The organism is Xanthomonas albilineans (assembly GCF_002939705.1).
In the GTDB taxonomy this organism is placed as follows: domain Bacteria; phylum Pseudomonadota; class Gammaproteobacteria; order Xanthomonadales; family Xanthomonadaceae; genus Xanthomonas_A; species Xanthomonas_A albilineans.
In genome coordinates this window covers 50,010-68,672 of the sequence record NZ_MDCB01000003.1, presented here as the reverse complement: position 1 = coordinate 68,672, position 18,663 = coordinate 50,010, and the positions used below count along the sequence as shown (strand labels likewise).

Sequence of the window (18,663 nt, the reverse complement as noted above, 5' to 3'; positions counted from 1 at the left end):
GACCAGCCCGGCGCGCAGACGCAAGTAAGTGAGGCTCGGAGCGTTCCCGTGAACCGCGCTGCGAGATGGTGTGGATCGACCCGGAGCGCAAGGCTCGGGTTTGTCGGCACCACGAAAGGCGTCGGGTGGAGCGGGCGAGCGGATCGGGCGATCCTGGCCTCGCCGGCGGTCCTTGAGGGAAACGGACGACCGCATGCAGACTTCCGTAGTATACCCTGAATTGGCGTGTCGCACAAAATGCGGTTTAAGTTTCGATTGAAACCAAGCCGGCTTCTGGTCGTAGAATTACCCCATTAGACCCCGCAATGGACGGACATGAAGCTAGGTTCACTAAAGGAAGGCGGCCGTGACGGTACCTTGATCGTCGTCTCGCGCGACCTCACCCGCGCGGTGCGCGCCACTGGCATCGCCCCGACCTTGCAGCGCGCGCTGGAGGACTGGAGCACACTGGCGCCGCGCCTGAACGCGTTGTCCGAATCGCTCAATGCTGGCAGCGCCGACGGGCAGTTCGACCTGGACATGGTGGCGCTGGCCGCACCGCTGCCCCGCGCCTACGAGTTCCTCGACGGCAGCGCGTATCTGCCGCACGTGGAGCGTGTGCGGCGCGCGCGCGGTGCTGAGGTGCCGGAGAGCTTCTACACCGATCCGCTGATGTACCAGGCGGTGAGCGCCGGTTTTTATGGCCCGCGCGATGCGGTCAAGGCGGTCAGCGAGGAGCACGGTATCGACCTGGAGGCGGAGATCGTGGTGGTGACCGACGATGTGCCGATGGCGGTGGATGTGGCGCAGGCTGCCACACACATCCAGTTGATCGGCCTGGTCAACGACATTTCGCTGCGCAATCTGATTCCGGCCGAATTGGCCAAGGGTTTTGGTTTCGTACAGTCCAAGCCGCGCTCGGCGCTGTCGCCGGTGTTCGTCACCCCGGACGAACTGGGCGAGGCCTGGCGCGACGACAAGGTGCATCTGCCGCTGGTGACCCATATCAACGGTGTCTGGTTCGGCGCGCCGGAAGCCGGCGAGGACATGCAGTTCGATTTCGCCCAGCTGGTCGCGCATGCGGCCAGGACCCGGCCATTGGCGGCTGGTGCGGTGATCGGCTCGGGTACGATTGCCAACCACGACACGACGCGCGGCGCCTCCTGTCTCGCCGAGCGGCGGACCGTGGAAACCTTGCGCGACGGTATGCCGGGCACACCGTACCTGTCCTTCGGCGACATCGTGCGGATCGAGATGCTGGATCGCGACGGCGCCAGCATCTTCGGCGCGATCGAGCAGCGCATCCAGCAGGCGCCGCGACCCTGATCCCTGAGCCGGGCAGTGGCGGTGTCGGGACGACCGATGGCGTTGCGGCGAGCGTGTCCATCGGTATCGTTGTCGCTTGTGCAGACGAAGGGTGGACATGCAAGAGGTATTGCGGCTTTACACCTACTGGCGCTCCAGTGCCGCCTACCGGGTCCGCATCGGGTTGCAGCTCAAGCGGCTGAGCTACCAGGCGCTGCCGGTTCATCTGCTGCGCGACGGCGGCCAGCAGCATTGCCCGGAATATGCGCGGCTCAACCCGCAGGAACTGGTGCCGACGCTGTGCCATGATGGTCAGCCGATCCGTCAGTCGCTGGCGATCCTGGAATACCTAGATGAGCGCTGGCCGGAGCCGCCGCTGCTGCCAGATGCGCCGATCGACCGCGCACGCGTGCGCGGGTTGGCGCAACTGATCGCCTGCGACATCCATCCGCTCAACAATCTGCGCGTGAGCCAGTTCTTCGAGCGCGACTGGAACGTGCCGCAGCCCGAGCGTGAAGAATGGACGCGGCACTGGATCACGACCGGATTCGACGCGTTAGAACAGTTGCTTGCCGAGTCGGCCGACACAGGTACCTTCTGTCACGGTGCGCACCCTGGCCTGGCTGACTGCTGCCTGGTGCCGCAGGTCTACAACGCGCGTCGTTTCGGTGTCGACATGCAGGCCTATCCGACGCTGGAACGGATCGAGCGGGCATGCCTTGCGCTGCCGGCCTTCGACGCTGCCCGCCCGGAGCGCCAGCCGGACGCGCAAGGCTGAGCGCGCGGTGCCGGGCGCCGCTGAGAGTGGCGTCGGCCGGCTCTGACCGTGGTTCAGACGAAGCCGTGTGTGATCTGCGACGAGGCGCCGGTGTCGTTTTCGTAGTCTTCGTAGGGGTTGTGCTCGCCGCTGGCGCCCTCGGACAAGCGGAACTTCAGCGCCAGGCCGTCGCGCGAGTCGGCCGCGCGCAGTGCCGCTTCCTGATCGATCTTGTCCTCCTTGACCATCCGGAACAAACACTGGTCGAAGGTTTCCATGCCCTCTTCCAGCGATTCCTCCATCGCCTGCTTGATCTCGTGGACCTGGCCGCGGCGCAGCAGGTCGCGGATCATCGGCGTGTTCAACAGCACTTCCGAGGCGGGGCGGCGGCGCCCATCTTTGTCCTTGACCAGCCGTTGCGAGATCACTGCGCGCAGATTCAGCGACAGGTTCATCAGAACGTTCTTGTGTGCGCTCTCGGGAAAGAAATTGAGGATGCGTTCGATCGTCTGGTCGGCGTTGTTGGAGTGCAAGGTCGCCAGACACAGATGGCCTGTCTCGGCGAAGGCGATGGCCGCTTCCATGGTCTCCGCGTCCAGAATTTCGCCGATCAGGATCACATCCGGTGCTTCGCGCATCGCATTCTTCAATGCGTTTTGGAACGCATGGGTGTCCAGGCCGACTTCGCGTTGGTTGACGATGGACAGCTTGTGTTTGTGTAGGTACTCGATCGGATCTTCGATGGTGAGGATATGGCCGGTGGTGGTGCTGTTGCGGAAATCGATCATCGATGCCAGCGAGGTGGACTTGCCCGAGCCGGTCGAGCCGACCACCAGGACCAATCCGCGCGGGGTCATGATTACGTCCTTGAGGACCTGTGGCAGATGCAGCTCCTCAATGCTGGGAATCTTGCTGCGAATGGCCCGGATCACCATGCCGACCTCGCCGCGCTGCTTGAACGCGTTGACGCGGAAGCGTCCTGCGTCCTGCACGGCGACAGCCATATTGAGTTCCAGATCGCGTTCGAACTGGGGTACCTGTCCCTCGTCCATCAGCGAGTAGGCGATTTTTTTGACCATCCCCGGCGGCAGGCCAGTAGCGCCGAGTGGATACAGTTTGCCCTCGATCTTGATATAGATCGGTGCTCCCGTTGTCAGGAACATGTCCGAGGCGTTCTTTTCGGTCATCAGCTTCAGAAAGTAGCCGATATCCATGTGCAATGATTCCCAAAAAATCCTGTGTCGCCCGTTGCAAGTTGCAAGCGTGTCACAGGCTTCCGACAATAGCCGCGATTGACGTCTCCGTCCACGGCCCCCCTTAATGAAAACTAGCTTCGCACACTTCTCTTGTCAGCAGTATGTATATGTAGTGGCAGCCGTATTGGTGTTGTTTGCTGCGCCCGCCGCCTTCGCTCAAGTCGCTTCGCCCGAGTTGATGGCTGCGCAGCAGGCGGTTCAGCGCGCAATCCAGGCCGATGCCGATCAGTACGCCCCGGACCTGATCGCCAGCGCCCGGCAGGGCCTGGAGCAGGCCCAGCAGGCTGCCTCGGACCGCCGCCAGCGCAAGGCCGCGCCACAGTTGGCGCTGCGCGTGGCGGCCGATGCCGACCTGGCGCGGGCGCGCAGTGAGGAGGCGGTGGCCAATGCCCAGCTCAAGCAGCGCCAGGCGGAAGTGGCGCAACTGGAACACACGCTCGGTACCGGGGAGGCGCACCCATGAGCCGTCGTTTGACAGGGGGATGGTGGCCGGCCGCGCTGGTACTGCTGCTGGCGCCGTTGATGGCCGTGGCTGCCGACGATCCGGAGCTGGCGGTGTTGAATCAGCGTCTGGTGGCGCTGCAGGCCGATCCGCGCACTGCCGACGTCGCCGCCTACGAGCGTTTGCAGGCGCAGCAGGCGCTTGCCGGGTTCGCCAACGCCAAGCGCAACGAGCGCGAGGAGGCGCGCTACCTGGCCGAGCGCCGGGTCGAGATCGCCGAGACCATGGCGCGTGCGGAGCTGGCGCGGCGTCAGGTCGACCAGTTGGAGAAAACCCGCGGCGACCTGTTGATCGAGGCCAGTCGCCGTGAGGCGGCGCGTGCGCGTCAGGAGGCCGAACGCCTGCGGGTGCAGGCGCAGATCCAGGCCGAGGAGGCCCAGAGCCTGCGTCAGGCTGCCGAGGCCGATCAGCAGGCGCGTCAGGACGCGGAACAGGCTCTGAGCAGTGTCGCCGGGCAGCAGACCGCCAAGCTCAGCGCCGTGCAACAGAAGTCGGCCAAGTTGGCGCGCGAAGAAGCCGAGCTGGTGTCCGGGGCCAAGTTGCCGGCCTCGCGCTTCGAGGGGCGTGGCGAGGTGTTCACCTTTACCGACGCCGGTTTCGGTGCCGGCAAGGCAGCGCTGTCGGCCGATGCCGCGAGCCAAGCCAAGGCCCTGGCCCAGTATCTGCAGATCGGTGCCAAGGGGCGGGTCCGGATCGAAGCCTACGATGCCGATGCTGGGGTGGCGCAGAAGCGCGCCGATGCGCTGCGCGACGCGCTGGTCAACGGTGGTGTTGCTGCTGGCCGGCTGCAGGCAGTCGGCAAGAAGGGCGCGGCGACCAAAGCGCGTGCTGCCGAGGTGGTGATTGCGCCTTGAGCGTTCGTGTTGGTTTAACGGGTTTTTTCCCTGGGCCTGAGTGTTGAACAACTGAATTGGCGCCCTGCGTCGACCGCTCTTGTCGGCGGCGGCTGAGAGGCGTAGGGTCGGTGTTCCAGGCGGCGTTCGGCTGCCTGGTTCCAAACGGAGAGCCGAGCCGATGACGCAGTTACACGCACCGCAGGATGGCGTCGCCGGGGTCATGGTCCCGGGCGTTGTGGTGGGCCTGCTGTCGGTCTATAGCGCTTCCGCTCCCAGGCAACGCCCCGTGCCGTCATGGCCGGGGCGTTCCTGTTTTTCAGTTGAAGGAGGCAATTCCTATGTTCGAAGGGCAACCGCAGACCGAAATCGACGAGTTGATCAAGTCCGATCCGGAATTCAAGCAGCTTTACCAGCGCCATAAAACCTTAGATAAGAAGTGTATGGACGCCGAACTCGGCGTGCTGCCGATCGACGATGTCACCTTGGCCCAGATGAAGCGGGAAAAGCTCGTGGCCAAGCAAAAGCTGCTGCGCCTCTACGAGCAGAAGCCGCACTGAACCCCTGACAGGTTCCATTGTCGCGGGCGGTGGCAGGCCTCCTCGTCGGCCTGCCACCGTCCGCGTCATCTCGATTGAAGCCGGGAGTACGGTTTTTTCGTCTTTTTTCTCACTTTCGGTGTCCGAACGCGGATAATCAGCGTTCCAGTCGCCATCGCGGTGCGACGTCTCCGAATTCGATGGCCATTCATTCCTCCGTCCTCGACCTGATTGGCGATACTCCGATCGTCAAGGCCAGCAAGCTCGATACCGGAGTGTGCGAGCTGTATTTGAAGCTGGAAAGCGCCAATCCTGGCGGTTCGATCAAGGACCGTATCGGCCTATCCATGATCGAAGCGGCCGAGCGTCGTGGCGATCTGCGTCCTGGCGCGGTGCTGGTCGAGGGAACTGCGGGCAACACCGGCATCGGCCTGGCTCTGGTTGCGCAGCAAAAGGGCTACAAGCTCATCCTGGTGGTGCCGGACAAAATGAGCCGGGAAAAGATCTTCAACCTCAAGGCAATGGGGGCCGAGGTGGTGCTGACCCGCTCCGACGTCGCCAAGGGCCACCCCGAGTACTACCAGGATCTGGCCGCGCGCATCGCTGCCGAAACCCCCAACGCCTATTTCATCAATCAGTTCGGCAACCCCGACAACCCGGCTGCCCACGAATTCGGCACCGGCCCTGAGATCCTGCGGCAGATGGACGGACGGCTGGATGCGATCGTGTTCGGTTGCGGCAGTTCCGGTACGGTGACCGGGCTTTCCCGCGCCTTCGCCGCCGCCTCGCCGCAGACCGAACTGGTGCTGGCCGACCCGGTCGGATCGATCCTGACCGAGTACATCGAGCAGGGCACGCTGAGCGAGAAATCCGCTACCTGGCTGGTGGAGGGGATCGGCGAGGACTTCCTGCCGGAGATTTCCGATTTCAGCCGGGTCAAGAAGGCGTATTCGATCAGCGATGCGGAAAGCTTCCACACCGCGCGCGAACTGCTGGCCAAGGAGGGCATCCTCGGTGGCTCCTCTACCGGCACCTTGTTGGCCGCGGCGCTGAAATATTGTCGCGCGCAGAGCGAGCCGAAGCGCGTGCTGGTGTTCGTTTGCGACACCGGCAACAAGTACCTGTCGAAGATGTACAACGACTATTGGATGCTGGACAACGGTTTCTTGGAGCGTCCACAGTATGGCGATCTGCGCGATCTGATCCTGCGCCCGTACAGCCAACGCGACACCGTGGTGGTCGCCCCGGTCGACCTGCTGACCACGGCCTACCAACGCATGAAGCTGTACGATGTGTCGCAGTTGCCGGTGATGGAGGGCAGCCAGTTGGTGGGAATCGTCGATGAAAGCGATGTCCTGTTGCACGTGTACGGCGACGAGGCGCGGTTCCGCGATCCGGTGTCCACGGCCATGGTCAGCAAGCTCGACAGGCTCGATGTCAAATCGCCAATCGAAGCCTTGCTGCCCGTGTTCGACCGCGGTCAGGTCGCCATCGTTATGAACGACGGCGCCTTCCTCGGCCTCATCACCCGCATCGATCTGCTCAACTACCTGCGCCGCCGCGTGCAGTGACACACGCGGCGGTGCGGCTTCTGCGGCATGAGGACATTCAGACCTTCCTGCTACCATCACGCCCCTTATTTTCCGGAACCCTTCATGACGGATCACACGTCGAACCCCCATGACGCCAGCCCCGCGCTGGCGCTGGCGACACTTGCCATCCATGGCGGTCAGTCTCCGGACCCGTCCACTGGCGCGGTGATGCCGCCGATTTACGCCACCTCCACCTATGCCCAGTCCAGCCCGGGCGAGCACCAGGGGTTCGAGTATTCGCGTACTCACAACCCGACCCGGTTCGCCTACGAGCGCTGTGTCGCGGCACTGGAAGGCGGCAGCCGTGGCTTCGCCTTCGCTTCCGGGATGGCCGCCACCGCCACGGTGATGGAATTGCTCGATAGCGGCAGCCACGTGGTGGCGATGGACGATTTGTATGGTGGCAGCTACCGCTTGTTCGAGCGCGTGCGCAAGCGCACCGCCGCGCTGGAGTTCAGCTTCGTCGACCTGACCGACCCGGCCGCGTTCGCGGTGGCGATCACCCCGTCCACGAAGATGGTGTGGATCGAGACGCCGACGAATCCGATGCTGAAGATCGTCGATATCGCCGCGATCGCCGCGATCGCGCGCAAGCATGGTCTGTTGGTGGTGGTCGACAACACCTTCGCCTCGCCGATGCTGCAGCGCCCGCTCGCCTTGGGTGCGGACATCGTGGTGCATTCGGCGACCAAATACCTCAACGGCCATTCCGACATGGTGGGTGGCATCGCCGTGGTCGGCGACAACGCCGATCTGGCCGAGCGACTGGCGTTCCTGCAGAACTCGGTGGGCGGCGTGCAGGGGCCGTTCGACAGCTTCCTGGCGTTGCGCGGGCTCAAGACGTTGCCGCTGCGCATGCGCGCGCACTGCGACAACGCCCTGGCGCTGGCGCAGTGGCTGCAAGCGCATCCGGCGGTGGAGCAGGTGATTTACCCGGGTCTGGCGTCGCATCCGCAGCACGCCCTGGCGAGCCGGCAGATGGCCGGCTACGGCGGCATCGTCTCGATCCTGCTCAAGGGCGGTTTCGCGGCGGCCAAGCGCTTCTGCGAACGGACCCACCTATTTACCCTGGCCGAATCCCTGGGCGGCGTCGAAAGCCTGGTCAACCACCCAGCGGTGATGACCCATGCTTCGGTGCCGGCGCAGCGTCGCCAACAGCTCGGCATCAGCGATGCGCTGGTGCGGTTGAGTGTGGGGGTGGAGGAGGTGGGGGATTTGCAGCAAGACCTGGAGCGTGCTCTGACATGATCGAGCCGCGGCTGGAGTCCTGCCGGTGAACGACCTTCGCCGGCGCGGGCCGAAGGGTCTGTTTTTGCTCAATCTGTCTGCTTGGATCAGGCAGCGCAGCGGGCTGGGCGTGCTGTATCGGAAGTTGCCTCTTTCCTGGCGCGTGGGTGCAGCTCGGCTGCTGTCAGCGTCGTCTGCCGAAAGTGTGCGCTTCGCGCGTACGCCTGCATGGGATAGGTCGTCGCCCTTGGCTGTCGCTGGCCCAGTCGCGCCGATGCAAGCGACTGTCGGTCCAGGAGTCAATATTCTTGGCTATGTACGCGGACAGTTCGGCCTGGGTGAGAGCCTGCGCATGTACGCACGTGCGCTGATCGAGGCTGCGGTACCAGTGCGATTGTTCGATATCGACCTCGGTCTGCCGCACGGTTGGGATGACCATAGCCTGGATGCTTGGATTGGCGATGATCTGCCCTATCCGGTCAGCATTATTTTTGTCAATCCCGATTATCTGAAGTCGGCGCTCGAGCTCGTGGGCGTCGAGCGTCTCGCAGGAAAACATCTGATCGCTTGCTGGTTCTGGGAACTTGAGCGCGTCCCCAGCGCATGGCTTCCCGCCATTGCCTTGGTCGACGAAATCATGGTCGCCACACGCTTCATTGAAAACGCATTCTCCATGGTCACTGACAAGCCGATCTTGCGCGTGCCGCAGCCACTTTCAGCCATTGGCGACAGCGGCCTGCAACGCACAGATTTTGGACTCGAAGAAGATAAGTTTATCTTTCTGATAACCTTCGACTTTAATTCTTGGGTCGAGCGCAAAAATCCCTATGCCGCGATCGCGGCGTTCAAGCGTGCTTTCCCAAAGGGGCGCGACGATGTGCGGTTGTTGGTGAAATCCAGCAATGGGCATCGGTACCAAGATTGGTTTCGTCGCCTGCTCAACGAGGTAGCCACCGATCCGCGCATTGTCGTACGCGACGAGGTGATTGATCGCGCTCATGTTCATGCCTTGCAACGCTGCTGCGATGCTTATGTCTCGCTGCATCGGGCGGAGGGCTTCGGTTTGGGGTTGGCGGAATGCATGGCGATGGGCAAGCCGGTCATTGCGACAGCCTGGTCGGGAAACCTGGACTTCATGGAGACTGGTAACGCCATGCTGGTGGGATATCGGTTGGTGCCTGTGCGCGAGGGCGAGTATCCACACGAACATGGAGATGTCTGGGCCGAGCCCAACGTGGAAGAGGCCGCCGCGTTCATGCAAATGCTCGCCGATGATCCTGTTCGAGCACAGAAACTCGGCCAACGGGCGGCGGAATCTGCCGGTACGCTCCTCTCACCGCAGCAAGCGGCCCGCGCCATCGATGTTCGCTTGCGCCAGCTCACCGCCAACCCGGCGCTACACTCCTAACACGATTGAGGAACCTCATGTCATCATTAATTGCGGCCGCATGGCGCTACAGGGGCTTCATCGTTTCGTCGATCACCAACGATTTCCGCTCCAAGCTTGCGCGTAGCAAACTGGGCACGCTCTGGATCGTTCTGCAGCCATTGGCACAGGCATTGATTTTCGCGGTCGTGCTGTCGAATGTCTTGGCGGCCAAGCTCCCGGGCGTCGAAAACCACTTCGCTTTCGCGGTCTATCTGCTTTCCGGTCTGTTGTGCTGGTCCGCGTTCGCGGAGATCGTGCAGCGTTGCCTCACAGTCTTCATCGATAATGGCTCGCTACTGAAAAAGATGCAGTTCCCAAGAATCAGTCTGCCTTTAGTCGCGGTAGGTTCGGCAATGGTAACCAATGTTGCCTTGCTCGCGGTCATTATGGTGCTTGTGCCGATCTTGGGCATCTCGCTGACGCCGGCGCTGGTCTGGTTGCCGTTGTTATTGTCGATTAACGTCGCATTGGCGACCGGGATCGGTCTGCTTCTTGGTACGCTCAATGTGTTCGCACGCGATATCGGACAGATCATGGCGGTGGCGATGCAGTTCTGGTTCTGGATGACACCGATTGCTTATCCCGCACAGGTTGTCCCTGAAAGGTTCCAAGCGATCCTGCGACTGAATCCCGTCGCCGCACTGGCGACCGGGTACCACGACATCTTTCTATACGGTCGTGCGCCGCAGAACTCACTCGTCTATCCGGCGGTGTTTGCATTGGTGGCGCTTGCCCTTTCGTTCTTCGTTTTTCGGCGTGCCTCTGCCGAGATGGTTGATGCCCTATGAGCAATTCCGTACTGGTCGTCGATGGTGTGGGCAAGTGTTACCGAAGTTATCGGAGCGAGTTGCAACGCTTCGCCAGTTGGTTCGGCGTCCCCATCAAGCCGCAGTCCGAGCACTGGGTGTTGCGGCATATTTCATTCCGGATAGGGCGTGGCGAAGCCGTCGGCCTCGTCGGGCAGAACGGTGCCGGCAAGAGCACGCTGCTCAAGATCATCACTGGCACGGTCCGCCCCAACGAAGGCTCGGTGGCGGCCATCGGGCGCATTTCGGCGCTTCTGGAGCTCGGGCTCGGCTTCAATGCAGAGCTAACCGGTCGCGAGAACGCACGTCATGCTCTCGGCCTGATGGGGGCGGCGAGTCACGAGATCGAACCGATGCTCGAATCGATCGAGGATTTCGCCGAGATTGGCGAGTACTTCGACCAGCCGATCCGTGCCTACTCAAGCGGCATGCAAATGCGCGTGGCCTTCAGCGTGGCGACTGCTGTGCGGCCGGAAACCCTGATCGTTGACGAGGCGCTATCAGTGGGAGACTCGTACTTCGTACACAAGTGCTTCAAGCGGATACGTGAATTCCGAGAGGCTGGCACGACACTTCTGATCGTTTCCCATGATGCTGGTGCAATCCAGGCATTGTGCGATCGCGCGCTGTTGATCGAGGGGGGGAGGCTGATCAGAGACGGCGATCCGCAGGAAGTCATGGATTACTACAACGCGCTGATTGCCGAAAAGGAGAACGCGAGCGTCAGGACTGCAAGTACCGAGGACGGCCGTACAGCGACCGAGTCCGGTACTGGCGAGGCGGTGGTTGATTCGATTCAACTTCTCGACGAAACCGGCAATCCAGTTGAGTACGTTGGCGTAGGCGATGCGGTGACCCTGCGTTGCAAGATTCGCGTTAATGAGTCGATCGACCGGCTCGTGCTCGGCTACATGATCAAAGATAGGCTGGGTCAGCCTGTTTTTGGCACGAATACCCACCACACGGGTCAGACGCGAGAGTGCTTGCAGGCAGGTGACCAGTTGATCGCTAATGCCCGTTTCCCGATGAACCTCGGTCCGGGGACTTATTCGGTGTCGGTGGCGTTGTCCAGTACCGAGACGCATCTGGTCAGGAATTACCAATGGCGCGACTTGGCACTGGTTTTCAATGTCGCCAATATCCGTCACGACACCTTCGTGGGTACGGCCTGGATTCCGCCAACCCTGTCGATCGAAGTCCCGCGCGGAGATCGCTTGCCGTGACTCCTCAGCCCAAAATCGTCGCCACCCCTTCGCCGGTGCTGATAGAAATGAGCGTGGGCGAGATCCTGCGGAAGATCAACGCGGTCGTGCTAAGAAGAAAGGCAACGGACGTAACTGGCGTCGATTCCCTGCTATGGCCGGAAAATTTCGAGATATGGACCGCAGCCGCACCCGCAACGCCGCCACGAGAAGTCTATGACTTGGGTGATCTGCTTTCTCAGGACGATGCCGACTTCGTCAGCAACGCGTATCGCGTGCTGCTACGTCGTGCACCGGATTCGGTCGGGTTTCTCGAGAACATAGAGGCGCTGCGTCGAGGTGCGCAGACCAAGTTAGACGTCATTGCTTTATTGCGTTTTTCACCCGAAGGCATGGCCGCGGGCGTGCCGGTGCGTAGATTGCGCCTAGCGTGGCTATTGCATCGCTGGAAGCGCAAGCGCCTGGTGGGTCCGATCCTCTCCTGGGCCCATGCGCTGATCTGCCTCGGGCGTCGCGCAAGCCAAATGGAGTGGCTGGAGGTTCGCGGCGCACGCGAGGTCCATCGATTGGGACGGCATGTCAATCAGGTCGTACTCGAGGCTGGCAGCCGGCTTGAGGGAATCGAGCATGAACTCTCACGTCTGAAAGCGCGTGAAAGCCGACTGCTTGAGGAGGAGGCACGGCGTGCCGCTCTTGCGCCAAAGTTGGACGCGCTGTATTCAGCGTTCGAAGATCGCTTCCGTGGACCGGAGTCACTGATCCAGGCGCGCGCACGTCCCTACTTGCAACTCGTTCGCGAGTGCGGCGCGGGAACTTTAGCGGCTCCAGTCGTCGACGTTGGCTGTGGTCGTGGAGAATGGCTTGCGTTGTTGCGTGACGAAGGCCTGCATGCGCGCGGCGTCGATCTTAATTCCCGTTTTGTCAGTGATGCGGCTGTGCGGGGGATGGAGGTGATCGAGGGTGACGCGATCGAGGTGCTGCGAGCGATGCCTGCAGGCAGTGTTGGCGCGATCACCTCGATGCACCTGGTCGAGCACCTGCCGTTCGACCGCGTTGTGGAACTCATTGACGCATGCCATCACGTATTGCGACCCGGCGGAGTGTTGATCCTCGAAACTCCGAATCCCGAAAACCTGGATGTGGCGACGATCTATTTCTACATGGATCCTACCCATCGCAATCCGCTGCCGCCAGAGATGCTGCGTTGGGTCGTCGAGGCGCGTGGTTATTCGGATGCAAGGATCGAGCGCCTCAGTGAAGAGCGCGATCTGGTTGCCCCAGCCTTGCTACCCGACGATCTGCCCGGATCATCCTCGATCAACACTCTGCTTGCTCGTACGCACGTCGCTCCCGATTACGCGATCGTTGCCCATCGTGGGGAAGTTCCGCATGAATGATGGACGTAAAAAGCTTCTTGTGACTGGGGCCGGCGGGTTCGTCGGAAAGCATCTGCTGGACGCGGTGGCGCGGGGACAGTTCGGTCATGTTGAGGCCGTGCCATTGCCTGCCGGTACTGACTTGCGCGATATGGCTGCAATCGAAAGTGCGCTGGGCGATGCGTGTCCTGACGCGGTAGTCCACCTTGCTGCACAGAGTTTCGTACCCCAGTCGTTCGACGACCCTGATGAGACTTTGCAGGTCAACTTGATCGGAACCCTGCATCTCCTTCAGGCGCTTGCGCGGAAAGGCTTCTCCGGGCGCTTCCTGTACGTTAGCTCCGGTGATATTTACGGACGCGTTCCCGAGGGCGATCTCCCTGTCGACGAGACCCTTCTGCCGGAACCTCGCAGCCCGTATGCCGTCAGTAAATGGGCCGCCGAACAGCTCTGCATGCAGTGGCATCGAAGCGAGAAGCTCGACGTGGTGATCGCGCGCCCGTTCAATCACGTAGGCGCTGGCCAGGGAGGTCGTTTCGTGCTTTCTTCCCTTGCTCGGCAGGTGGTCGCCATTGCCGAGGGGCGGCAGCCCGCAGTGATCGAGGCGGGGGATATCGATACGACGCGCGATTTCAGTGACGTGCGCGATGTCGTCTCGGCTTATGCTGCCCTGCTGACACGCGGCAGGTCCGGCGGAATTTATATTGTTGCGTCTGGCGTAGAGCGCCGCGTCCGCGATTTGCTCCTTGAAATGTGCCGTCTCACTGGCGTCGAGGCGGAAGTCCGCCAAGATCCCGCCAAGATGCGTCCTGCCGAGCAGAGGCGCATGGTGGCCAGTCCCGCGAAACTCCAGAGCGATACCGGCTGGATGCAGGCTTTCGACATACAATCAACGCTTTCCGAAATTCTCGAACATGCAAGGAAAAATCAATGAGTAAGAACGCACTGATCACTGGCATTACTGGCCAGGATGGCGCATACCTCTCTCGGCTTTTACTGTCCAAAGGCTACAAGGTGCATGGCATTCTTGCCCGCCGCAGCAGCGACACGCTGTGGCGCCTGCGCGAATTGGACATCGCCGATGACGTCGTCCTGCTTGATGGCGATCTTACGGATCTGTCGTCACTCATCCGCGCCATGCATCTGTCCAAGGCTGACGAAGTTTATAATCTTGGTGCACAGAGCTTTGTCGGTTCGTCTTGGCAGCAGCCGATTCTGACGGCTCAAGTCGATGGCGTAGGTGCGCTCAACGTGCTCGAGGCAGTGCGCATCGTCAATGACCAGGCCCACTTTTACCAGGCATCCACCAGTGAGATGTTCGGCTTGATCCAGGCCGAGATGCAGAGCGAGTCGACGCCCTTCTATCCGCGCAGTCCCTACGGCGTGGCGAAGTTGATGGCGCACTGGGCGACGGTGAACTATCGAGAGAGCTTCGGAATGCATGCTTCGAGCGGCATCCTGTTCAACCATGAGTCCCCGCTGCGGGGTATCGAGTTCGTGACCCGCAAGGTCACCGACGCTGTGGCCCGTATCAAGCTGGGCAAGCAGCGGGAGCTGCGCCTGGGCAACATCGATTCAAAGCGTGACTGGGGCTTTGCCGGTGACTACGTCGAGGCGATGTGGCTGATGACGCAGCAGGCGGAAGGCGGTGATTATGTGGTTGCCACCGGCCTCACCACGACGGTGCGCGACATGTGCAAGATTGCCTTTGGCCACGTGGGCCTGAATATGGATGATCACTTGGTGATCGACGAGAAATTTTTCCGTCCGGCCGAGGTGGACGTGCTGCTCGGAAACCCTGGCAAGGCGATGGAAAAGCTTGGCTGGAAGCCCAAGACATCCCTGGAACAGCTGATCACGATGATGGTAGACGCGGATATGCGTCGACTTTCGATCTGAATGACTGAGTAGGGGAATACGGTGCGTCTTGCTATCGACATGCAGGCGTGCCTGACCGATTCGCGCGACCGCGGGATCGGCAGGTATGCTGACAACTTGGTTGCTGAGATGGTGCGTCAGCGCCAGCACGACGAGATCCTGCTGGCGCTGGATGGTGTGGACCCTATACGCCTGCGCCAGGCACGGTCGCGCCTGCGCCATCAGGGTGTGCGTACGGCAACGACAGTAATGCACTACCCTACAAGCGCTTTCGTCGATCATGACACGCTACGCATGCAAAGCGCTGCCCGCATCCGTGGCCGATTCTTTGAATCCTTAGGGCTGGATGCATTTCTGCATACGAGTTACTTTGAAACACGTGGCAGCTATACAACCGCAATCGACTGGGCAGCGGATCCGCGGCCGAAGACGGCCGTCATTGCATACGATGTGATACCGCTACTGTATCCAGAGCGCTACCTGGTGCCGGATCCGTTCTTGGCTGAGTGGTATCCGCGCAAATGTGAGAGTTTCAGTAAATTCGATTGTTTCCTGGCGATATCCCAAGCGACGCGAGTTGACCTGATCGAACAGCTTGGTATTTCTCCGGAAAAAATTCATGTGATCAATGCCGGACTTGATCCGGAAATGTTGGCCATTGCGCAGGCTGACTCGCCTGTGGATGAGGCAATCCTTGCGCGGCGCGGCATCGACGCGCCCTTCGTGCTAATGGTTGGCAATGGTGACTGGCGCAAGAACACCGTAGGTGCGCTGGAGGCTTTTGCACGACTGCCGCGTAGCCTCCAGAAGAAGTATCTGCTTGTGCTCACCCAAGTCGGCACAGATGTCAAAGAGGCACTCGCAGGGTCTTTCTCGCATATCGCTTCGCGGGTGCGCGTGCTTGGCCGTGTCGACGATGTCGAGTTGGCCACGTTGTACCGTGCTTGTCGAGTGTTCTATTTCCCCTCTTTTTATGAGGGCTTTGGTCTTCCTGTGCTTGAGGCAATGGCATTTGGCGCGCCTGTTTTAAGCGCCGACACCGGCAGTCTGCCTGAAGTCGTGCACGATCCGCGTTGTTTGTTCAAACCGCATGACATCGACGCGGCTGCATCGCTTCTTGAGGCCGCCTTGGAAGATGTGGCCTTTCGTGAGGTGCTGGTTTCCGGTGTCAAGGCGCATGCTTGGACTTACAATTGGAAGTCATGCGCTGAAGCCGCACTCGCGGCGATGCGAACTCTGGCAGGCGACGCTAAGGCGGTGCAGCCCCTGTTTGGCCAAGCCGGTGATTTCGATCGTGTGCGGGTGACTCAGGAGGACATCGATGCCTGGTCGGGTCTGCTGATTGATGCCCCCGATGCAGTTGGCCATCTGGAACAGGGGTTGGCTGCGGCTGCCGCGCGCGGTCGACGTCGCATCTTGGTTGATGTTAGTGAAGTGGTGCGACTGGACGCACGTAGCGGCATTCAGCGTGTTGTCCGCAATTATTGTGCAGGCCTGCATGCGCTAGCTGACGATGTGGGGGTGGAAGTCCAGCCTGTCTGTTGGACCGAGCACGGCATCTTATATGCCAGTGATTACGCCGCCAACTGCCTAGGTATGTCCATTGAGACCGCTAACGCGGGCGTGCGAGTCACGGTGAAGCCGAATGACCTGCTGCTGATGCTCGACTCATCGTGGTGGAGTCCCGAACGATTTGATGTCCTGCACGCCCAGGTGGCCGCCGCAGGCGGCGAGGTGGTCTGGATGGTCTATGATCTTATCCCATTGCTAGTGCCGCATACCTGCGATCCCGGCATGCCGCCAGCGTTCCGCAGATGGCTTGAGCATGCCGCGGCCATCGCGGATGGGTTTGTCTGCATTTCCGAGGCGACGCGGCAGGATCTTGAGCGTTTCCTGGATGAGCAGCCTGAGCATCCGGTCGCAAGACCCTGGACGCGCGCGATGCACCTGGGGAGCGATCTGGAGTCTGGCCAGATCGTCGGCCAGGCTTCAGCGGCGATTGCGTCGCTGCTGGAAGGACTAGGGGCTAGGCCGCTAGTCTTGGCAATTGGCACAGTCGAGCCGCGCAAGGACTACGCGACCATTCTGGCAGCCTTTGAAAAAGTGTGGGCACGTGGCGCTGATGTCGCATTGGCCATCGTCGGTAAACATGGATGGAACGTCGAAGAGCTTGTGATGAAGCTCCAGGCGCATCCGCAATTGGGTACGCGACTTTTCTGGTTGCAGGGAATGTCGGATACCGACCTTCACCACCTGATGGATAGAGCGGACGTCTTGGTCCAGGCATCGGTTGCGGAAGGGTTCGGTCTGCCCCTGGTGGAGGCCGGCAGTCGCGGCAAGCCACTCTTGCTCAGCGATCTCGCGGTTTTCAAGGAGATCGCGGGCGAGGAGGCAAGCTACTTCCCTGTAGGTGATGCAGATGCGCTGGCAAGTGAGATCGAATGTGGTGTAGCGAGCGGATGGAAGGTGCCGGCGAATATCCGGACCTTGACTTGGCGCGAATCGTCACGCGGATTGATGGAGTGGTTGCTGTACTAGGGGGCGTCGATCCTGCACTCTGATTGTGGCAGTCAGTTTCGGAGTCGTGACTACTAGAATTATCTGAAGTACAACCAGCTGGTCTGCTCAATGAGTGCGGTGGGCTACTGCGGCGATAATGCTGGCTGAGAAAGCTTCTTCGGCGTTAACAGCTAAAGGTCAGCTGCATCGAAATCCTCCGCTCAACTCCTCGATCCATTGTGGCAGATCAGGCTGATTTGTTCAGACCCTCCCTAATCAGGTGCCCATGCTTTCGCCTGCTGCTTATTTCTGAACGCATCCCGTATTGCTTTTTGTGCAGGAGCTTCGAAGTACCTATGACTTATTAGGCAAAGCGGGATCAGTACCAGCATGAATACGACAAACATTCGTTGGCTGTAGAACCAGTGCCTGTCGATTCCAAACTTCTCAACTACCATTGCAAATATAAGCTGCAAAGGGAAGTGAAGTAAGTATGACGAGTAGCTGATTTCTCCAATTATTGATAGCTGAGATGCTATGGGCTTAATCCATTTCTCCAGGTTGAACAGAAAAGCCATCGATGATGGATAAGCGAGACCCATAAGCAGCGTCATGTTCAATTCTTTTGAATAGGCAATCGCCACCCAAGATGCAGCGGCTACTACAGCAGACACGACTAGGGCAACCCGTTCGCCGAATGCTGAAAAGATCTTTCGGTTGATTGAGTAGGACGCACCGCCAAGGAAAAAAGAATAGAGGCCATGCCCGATCTTGTAGTTGTCGGGGGTGATGAAGAATCCGGCCAGTGCCAGCGCGCCAATCAGGGCATACCGTGACCTGCCAGTTTTCATCGAGATGAAGAACAGGGCGTACAGCATGACTTCCACTGACACGGACCAGATAGGTGCGTTGAACGACCATCCCTTCTCGAACCCCCAGGCCGGGATCAGTAGAATATTCAGGATCGCATGGCGCAGGTCGTTTTCCTGATAGACAAAATAACTTCCGTGCCATTGAAAGTAGAAAGTCTGCGCTATCGCGATAAATGCAAATGTTGCAATATGCAGCGGGTAGAGTCTACTGAATCGGTCCATCGCAAACTTCGATGCTTTGATTTTCTTTTCTGAAATAGCGTCAGAGTAAAGCCAGAAGAATACGAAGCCAGAGATCGAGAAGAATAACTCTACGGCTAGAGAGCCATGTGTATAGAGAAGTTCGAATTGATTGAAAAATGGCTGCTGCTGAATAAGGAAGGTGCCGAGCTTTCCAGACGAATAGAAGAAATGCTGCCAGTGCCAAAAAACGACGGATAGTGCGGCCAAGCCGCGAAGAACATCGAGAGAGTGAACGCGTTCTTTTTGTTGGCTCATCAGAATCTCGGTCGGTACGTGGGGTTCTGCCCAGAAAACACGAGCGGTTGTGAAAGGGTGGAAAACTTTAGATCCTGTCTGGCAGCCCTTCATCGCATTCGTGAGTTGTGACG

16 protein-coding genes and 1 pseudogene are annotated in these 18,663 nt (G+C 60.3%); 15 read left to right on the top strand and 2 right to left on the bottom strand.

All coding sequences use genetic code 11. The features are described 5' to 3' along the window. Positions 1–315 precede the first annotated feature (315 nt). Both XalbCFBP2523_RS03395 and maiA read left to right on the top strand, forming a co-directional pair. The gene (locus XalbCFBP2523_RS03395; RefSeq protein ID WP_012917189.1) at positions 316–1,305 is read left to right on the top strand and encodes a fumarylacetoacetate hydrolase family protein; all 990 of its coding nucleotides are present in this window, start codon (positions 316–318) and stop codon (positions 1,303–1,305) included. A 97-nt stretch (positions 1,306–1,402) separates the two neighbouring features. Beyond that, the gene (gene maiA, locus XalbCFBP2523_RS03390; protein WP_045766293.1) at positions 1,403–2,062 is read left to right on the top strand and encodes a maleylacetoacetate isomerase; all 660 of its coding nucleotides are present in this window, start codon (positions 1,403–1,405) and stop codon (positions 2,060–2,062) included. Positions 2,063–2,115: 53 nt separating this feature from the next. On the opposite strand, the gene XalbCFBP2523_RS03385 is transcribed toward maiA, so the two are convergent. Further along, the gene (locus XalbCFBP2523_RS03385) at positions 2,116–3,255 is read right to left on the bottom strand and encodes a PilT/PilU family type 4a pilus ATPase (protein WP_012917187.1); all 1,140 of its coding nucleotides are present in this window, start codon (positions 3,253–3,255) and stop codon (positions 2,116–2,118) included. A gap of 106 nt (positions 3,256–3,361) precedes the next feature. Here XalbCFBP2523_RS03385 and XalbCFBP2523_RS03380 point away from each other — a divergent pair, with 106 nt between their 5' ends. The 13 genes and pseudogenes from XalbCFBP2523_RS03380 to XalbCFBP2523_RS03320 form a co-directional block, all read left to right on the top strand. Next, on the top strand, positions 3,362–3,760 hold the full coding sequence (locus XalbCFBP2523_RS03380; protein WP_045764740.1) for a DUF4398 domain-containing protein: 399 nt from the start codon (positions 3,362–3,364) through the stop codon (positions 3,758–3,760). Next, positions 3,757–4,653: an OmpA family protein gene (locus XalbCFBP2523_RS03375; protein WP_045766292.1), complete on the top strand. Its 897-nt coding sequence runs from the start codon at positions 3,757–3,759 to the stop codon at positions 4,651–4,653. The genes XalbCFBP2523_RS03380 and XalbCFBP2523_RS03375 overlap by 4 nt, the downstream gene beginning before the upstream one ends. Positions 4,654–4,973: 320 nt before the next feature. After that, on the top strand, positions 4,974–5,192 hold the full coding sequence (locus XalbCFBP2523_RS03370; protein ID WP_045757024.1) for an HP1242/YdcH family protein: 219 nt from the start codon (positions 4,974–4,976) through the stop codon (positions 5,190–5,192). Between the two features lie 179 nt (positions 5,193–5,371). Beyond that, positions 5,372–6,742: a pyridoxal-phosphate dependent enzyme gene (locus XalbCFBP2523_RS03365; protein WP_045766291.1), complete on the top strand. Its 1,371-nt coding sequence runs from the start codon at positions 5,372–5,374 to the stop codon at positions 6,740–6,742. An 84-nt stretch (positions 6,743–6,826) separates the two neighbouring features. After that, positions 6,827–8,011: a cystathionine gamma-synthase gene (locus tag XalbCFBP2523_RS03360; protein ID WP_045766290.1), complete on the top strand. Its 1,185-nt coding sequence runs from the start codon at positions 6,827–6,829 to the stop codon at positions 8,009–8,011. A 25-nt stretch (positions 8,012–8,036) separates the two neighbouring features. Then, entirely contained in the window at positions 8,037–9,398 is a 1,362-nt protein-coding gene (locus XalbCFBP2523_RS03355; protein WP_045766289.1) for a glycosyltransferase family 4 protein, read from the top strand. Between the two features lie 17 nt (positions 9,399–9,415). After that, positions 9,416–10,207, top strand: a complete 792-nt coding sequence (locus tag XalbCFBP2523_RS03350; protein ID WP_045766288.1) for an ABC transporter permease — start codon at positions 9,416–9,418, stop codon at positions 10,205–10,207. Beyond that, positions 10,204–11,448 (top strand): ABC transporter ATP-binding protein, encoded by a 1,245-nt coding sequence (locus XalbCFBP2523_RS03345; RefSeq protein WP_045766287.1) that lies wholly within the window; start codon positions 10,204–10,206, stop codon positions 11,446–11,448. Before XalbCFBP2523_RS03350 ends, XalbCFBP2523_RS03345 begins: the two co-directional genes overlap by 4 nt. Beyond that, positions 11,445–12,824 (top strand): class I SAM-dependent methyltransferase, encoded by a 1,380-nt coding sequence (locus tag XalbCFBP2523_RS03340; RefSeq protein WP_230599151.1) that lies wholly within the window; start codon positions 11,445–11,447, stop codon positions 12,822–12,824. Before XalbCFBP2523_RS03345 ends, XalbCFBP2523_RS03340 begins: the two co-directional genes overlap by 4 nt. After that, the gene (locus tag XalbCFBP2523_RS03335) at positions 12,817–13,737 is read left to right on the top strand and encodes a GDP-mannose 4,6-dehydratase (protein WP_045764735.1); all 921 of its coding nucleotides are present in this window, start codon (positions 12,817–12,819) and stop codon (positions 13,735–13,737) included. Before XalbCFBP2523_RS03340 ends, XalbCFBP2523_RS03335 begins: the two co-directional genes overlap by 8 nt. After that, the gene (locus XalbCFBP2523_RS03330; RefSeq protein WP_045764734.1) at positions 13,734–14,702 is read left to right on the top strand and encodes a GDP-mannose 4,6-dehydratase; all 969 of its coding nucleotides are present in this window, start codon (positions 13,734–13,736) and stop codon (positions 14,700–14,702) included. The genes XalbCFBP2523_RS03335 and XalbCFBP2523_RS03330 overlap by 4 nt, the downstream gene beginning before the upstream one ends. A gap of 21 nt (positions 14,703–14,723) precedes the next feature. Continuing rightward, positions 14,724–17,219, top strand: coding sequence for a glycosyltransferase family 4 protein (locus XalbCFBP2523_RS03325; RefSeq protein WP_230599149.1), 2,496 nt, complete (start codon positions 14,724–14,726; stop codon positions 17,217–17,219). A 9-nt stretch (positions 17,220–17,228) separates the two neighbouring features. Further along, a pseudogene (locus XalbCFBP2523_RS03320) lies at positions 17,229–17,345 on the top strand (IS3 family transposase); the annotation flags it as partial. A 107-nt stretch (positions 17,346–17,452) separates the two neighbouring features. Here the strand turns inward: XalbCFBP2523_RS03320 and XalbCFBP2523_RS03315 are convergent. Further along, positions 17,453–18,550 (bottom strand): acyltransferase family protein, encoded by a 1,098-nt coding sequence (locus XalbCFBP2523_RS03315; protein WP_045766819.1) that lies wholly within the window; start codon positions 18,548–18,550, stop codon positions 17,453–17,455. Between the last annotated feature and the right edge of the window lie 113 nt (positions 18,551–18,663).

Coding starts and splice junctions, on each gene's coding strand:
- XalbCFBP2523_RS03395 (WP_012917189.1), top strand. CDS start 316: ATGAAGCTAGGTTCACTAAAGGAAGGCGGCCGTGACGGTACCTTGATC.
- maiA (WP_045766293.1), top strand. CDS start 1,403: ATGCAAGAGGTATTGCGGCTTTACACCTACTGGCGCTCCAGTGCCGCC.
- XalbCFBP2523_RS03385 (WP_012917187.1), bottom strand. CDS start 3,255: ATGGATATCGGCTACTTTCTGAAGCTGATGACCGAAAAGAACGCCTCG.
- XalbCFBP2523_RS03380 (WP_045764740.1), top strand. CDS start 3,362: ATGAAAACTAGCTTCGCACACTTCTCTTGTCAGCAGTATGTATATGTA.
- XalbCFBP2523_RS03375 (WP_045766292.1), top strand. CDS start 3,757: ATGAGCCGTCGTTTGACAGGGGGATGGTGGCCGGCCGCGCTGGTACTG.
- XalbCFBP2523_RS03370 (WP_045757024.1), top strand. CDS start 4,974: ATGTTCGAAGGGCAACCGCAGACCGAAATCGACGAGTTGATCAAGTCC.
- XalbCFBP2523_RS03365 (WP_045766291.1), top strand. CDS start 5,372: ATGGCCATTCATTCCTCCGTCCTCGACCTGATTGGCGATACTCCGATC.
- XalbCFBP2523_RS03360 (WP_045766290.1), top strand. CDS start 6,827: ATGACGGATCACACGTCGAACCCCCATGACGCCAGCCCCGCGCTGGCG.
- XalbCFBP2523_RS03350 (WP_045766288.1), top strand. CDS start 9,416: ATGTCATCATTAATTGCGGCCGCATGGCGCTACAGGGGCTTCATCGTT.
- XalbCFBP2523_RS03345 (WP_045766287.1), top strand. CDS start 10,204: ATGAGCAATTCCGTACTGGTCGTCGATGGTGTGGGCAAGTGTTACCGA.
- XalbCFBP2523_RS03335 (WP_045764735.1), top strand. CDS start 12,817: ATGAATGATGGACGTAAAAAGCTTCTTGTGACTGGGGCCGGCGGGTTC.
- XalbCFBP2523_RS03330 (WP_045764734.1), top strand. CDS start 13,734: ATGAGTAAGAACGCACTGATCACTGGCATTACTGGCCAGGATGGCGCA.
- XalbCFBP2523_RS03315 (WP_045766819.1), bottom strand. CDS start 18,550: ATGAGCCAACAAAAAGAACGCGTTCACTCTCTCGATGTTCTTCGCGGC.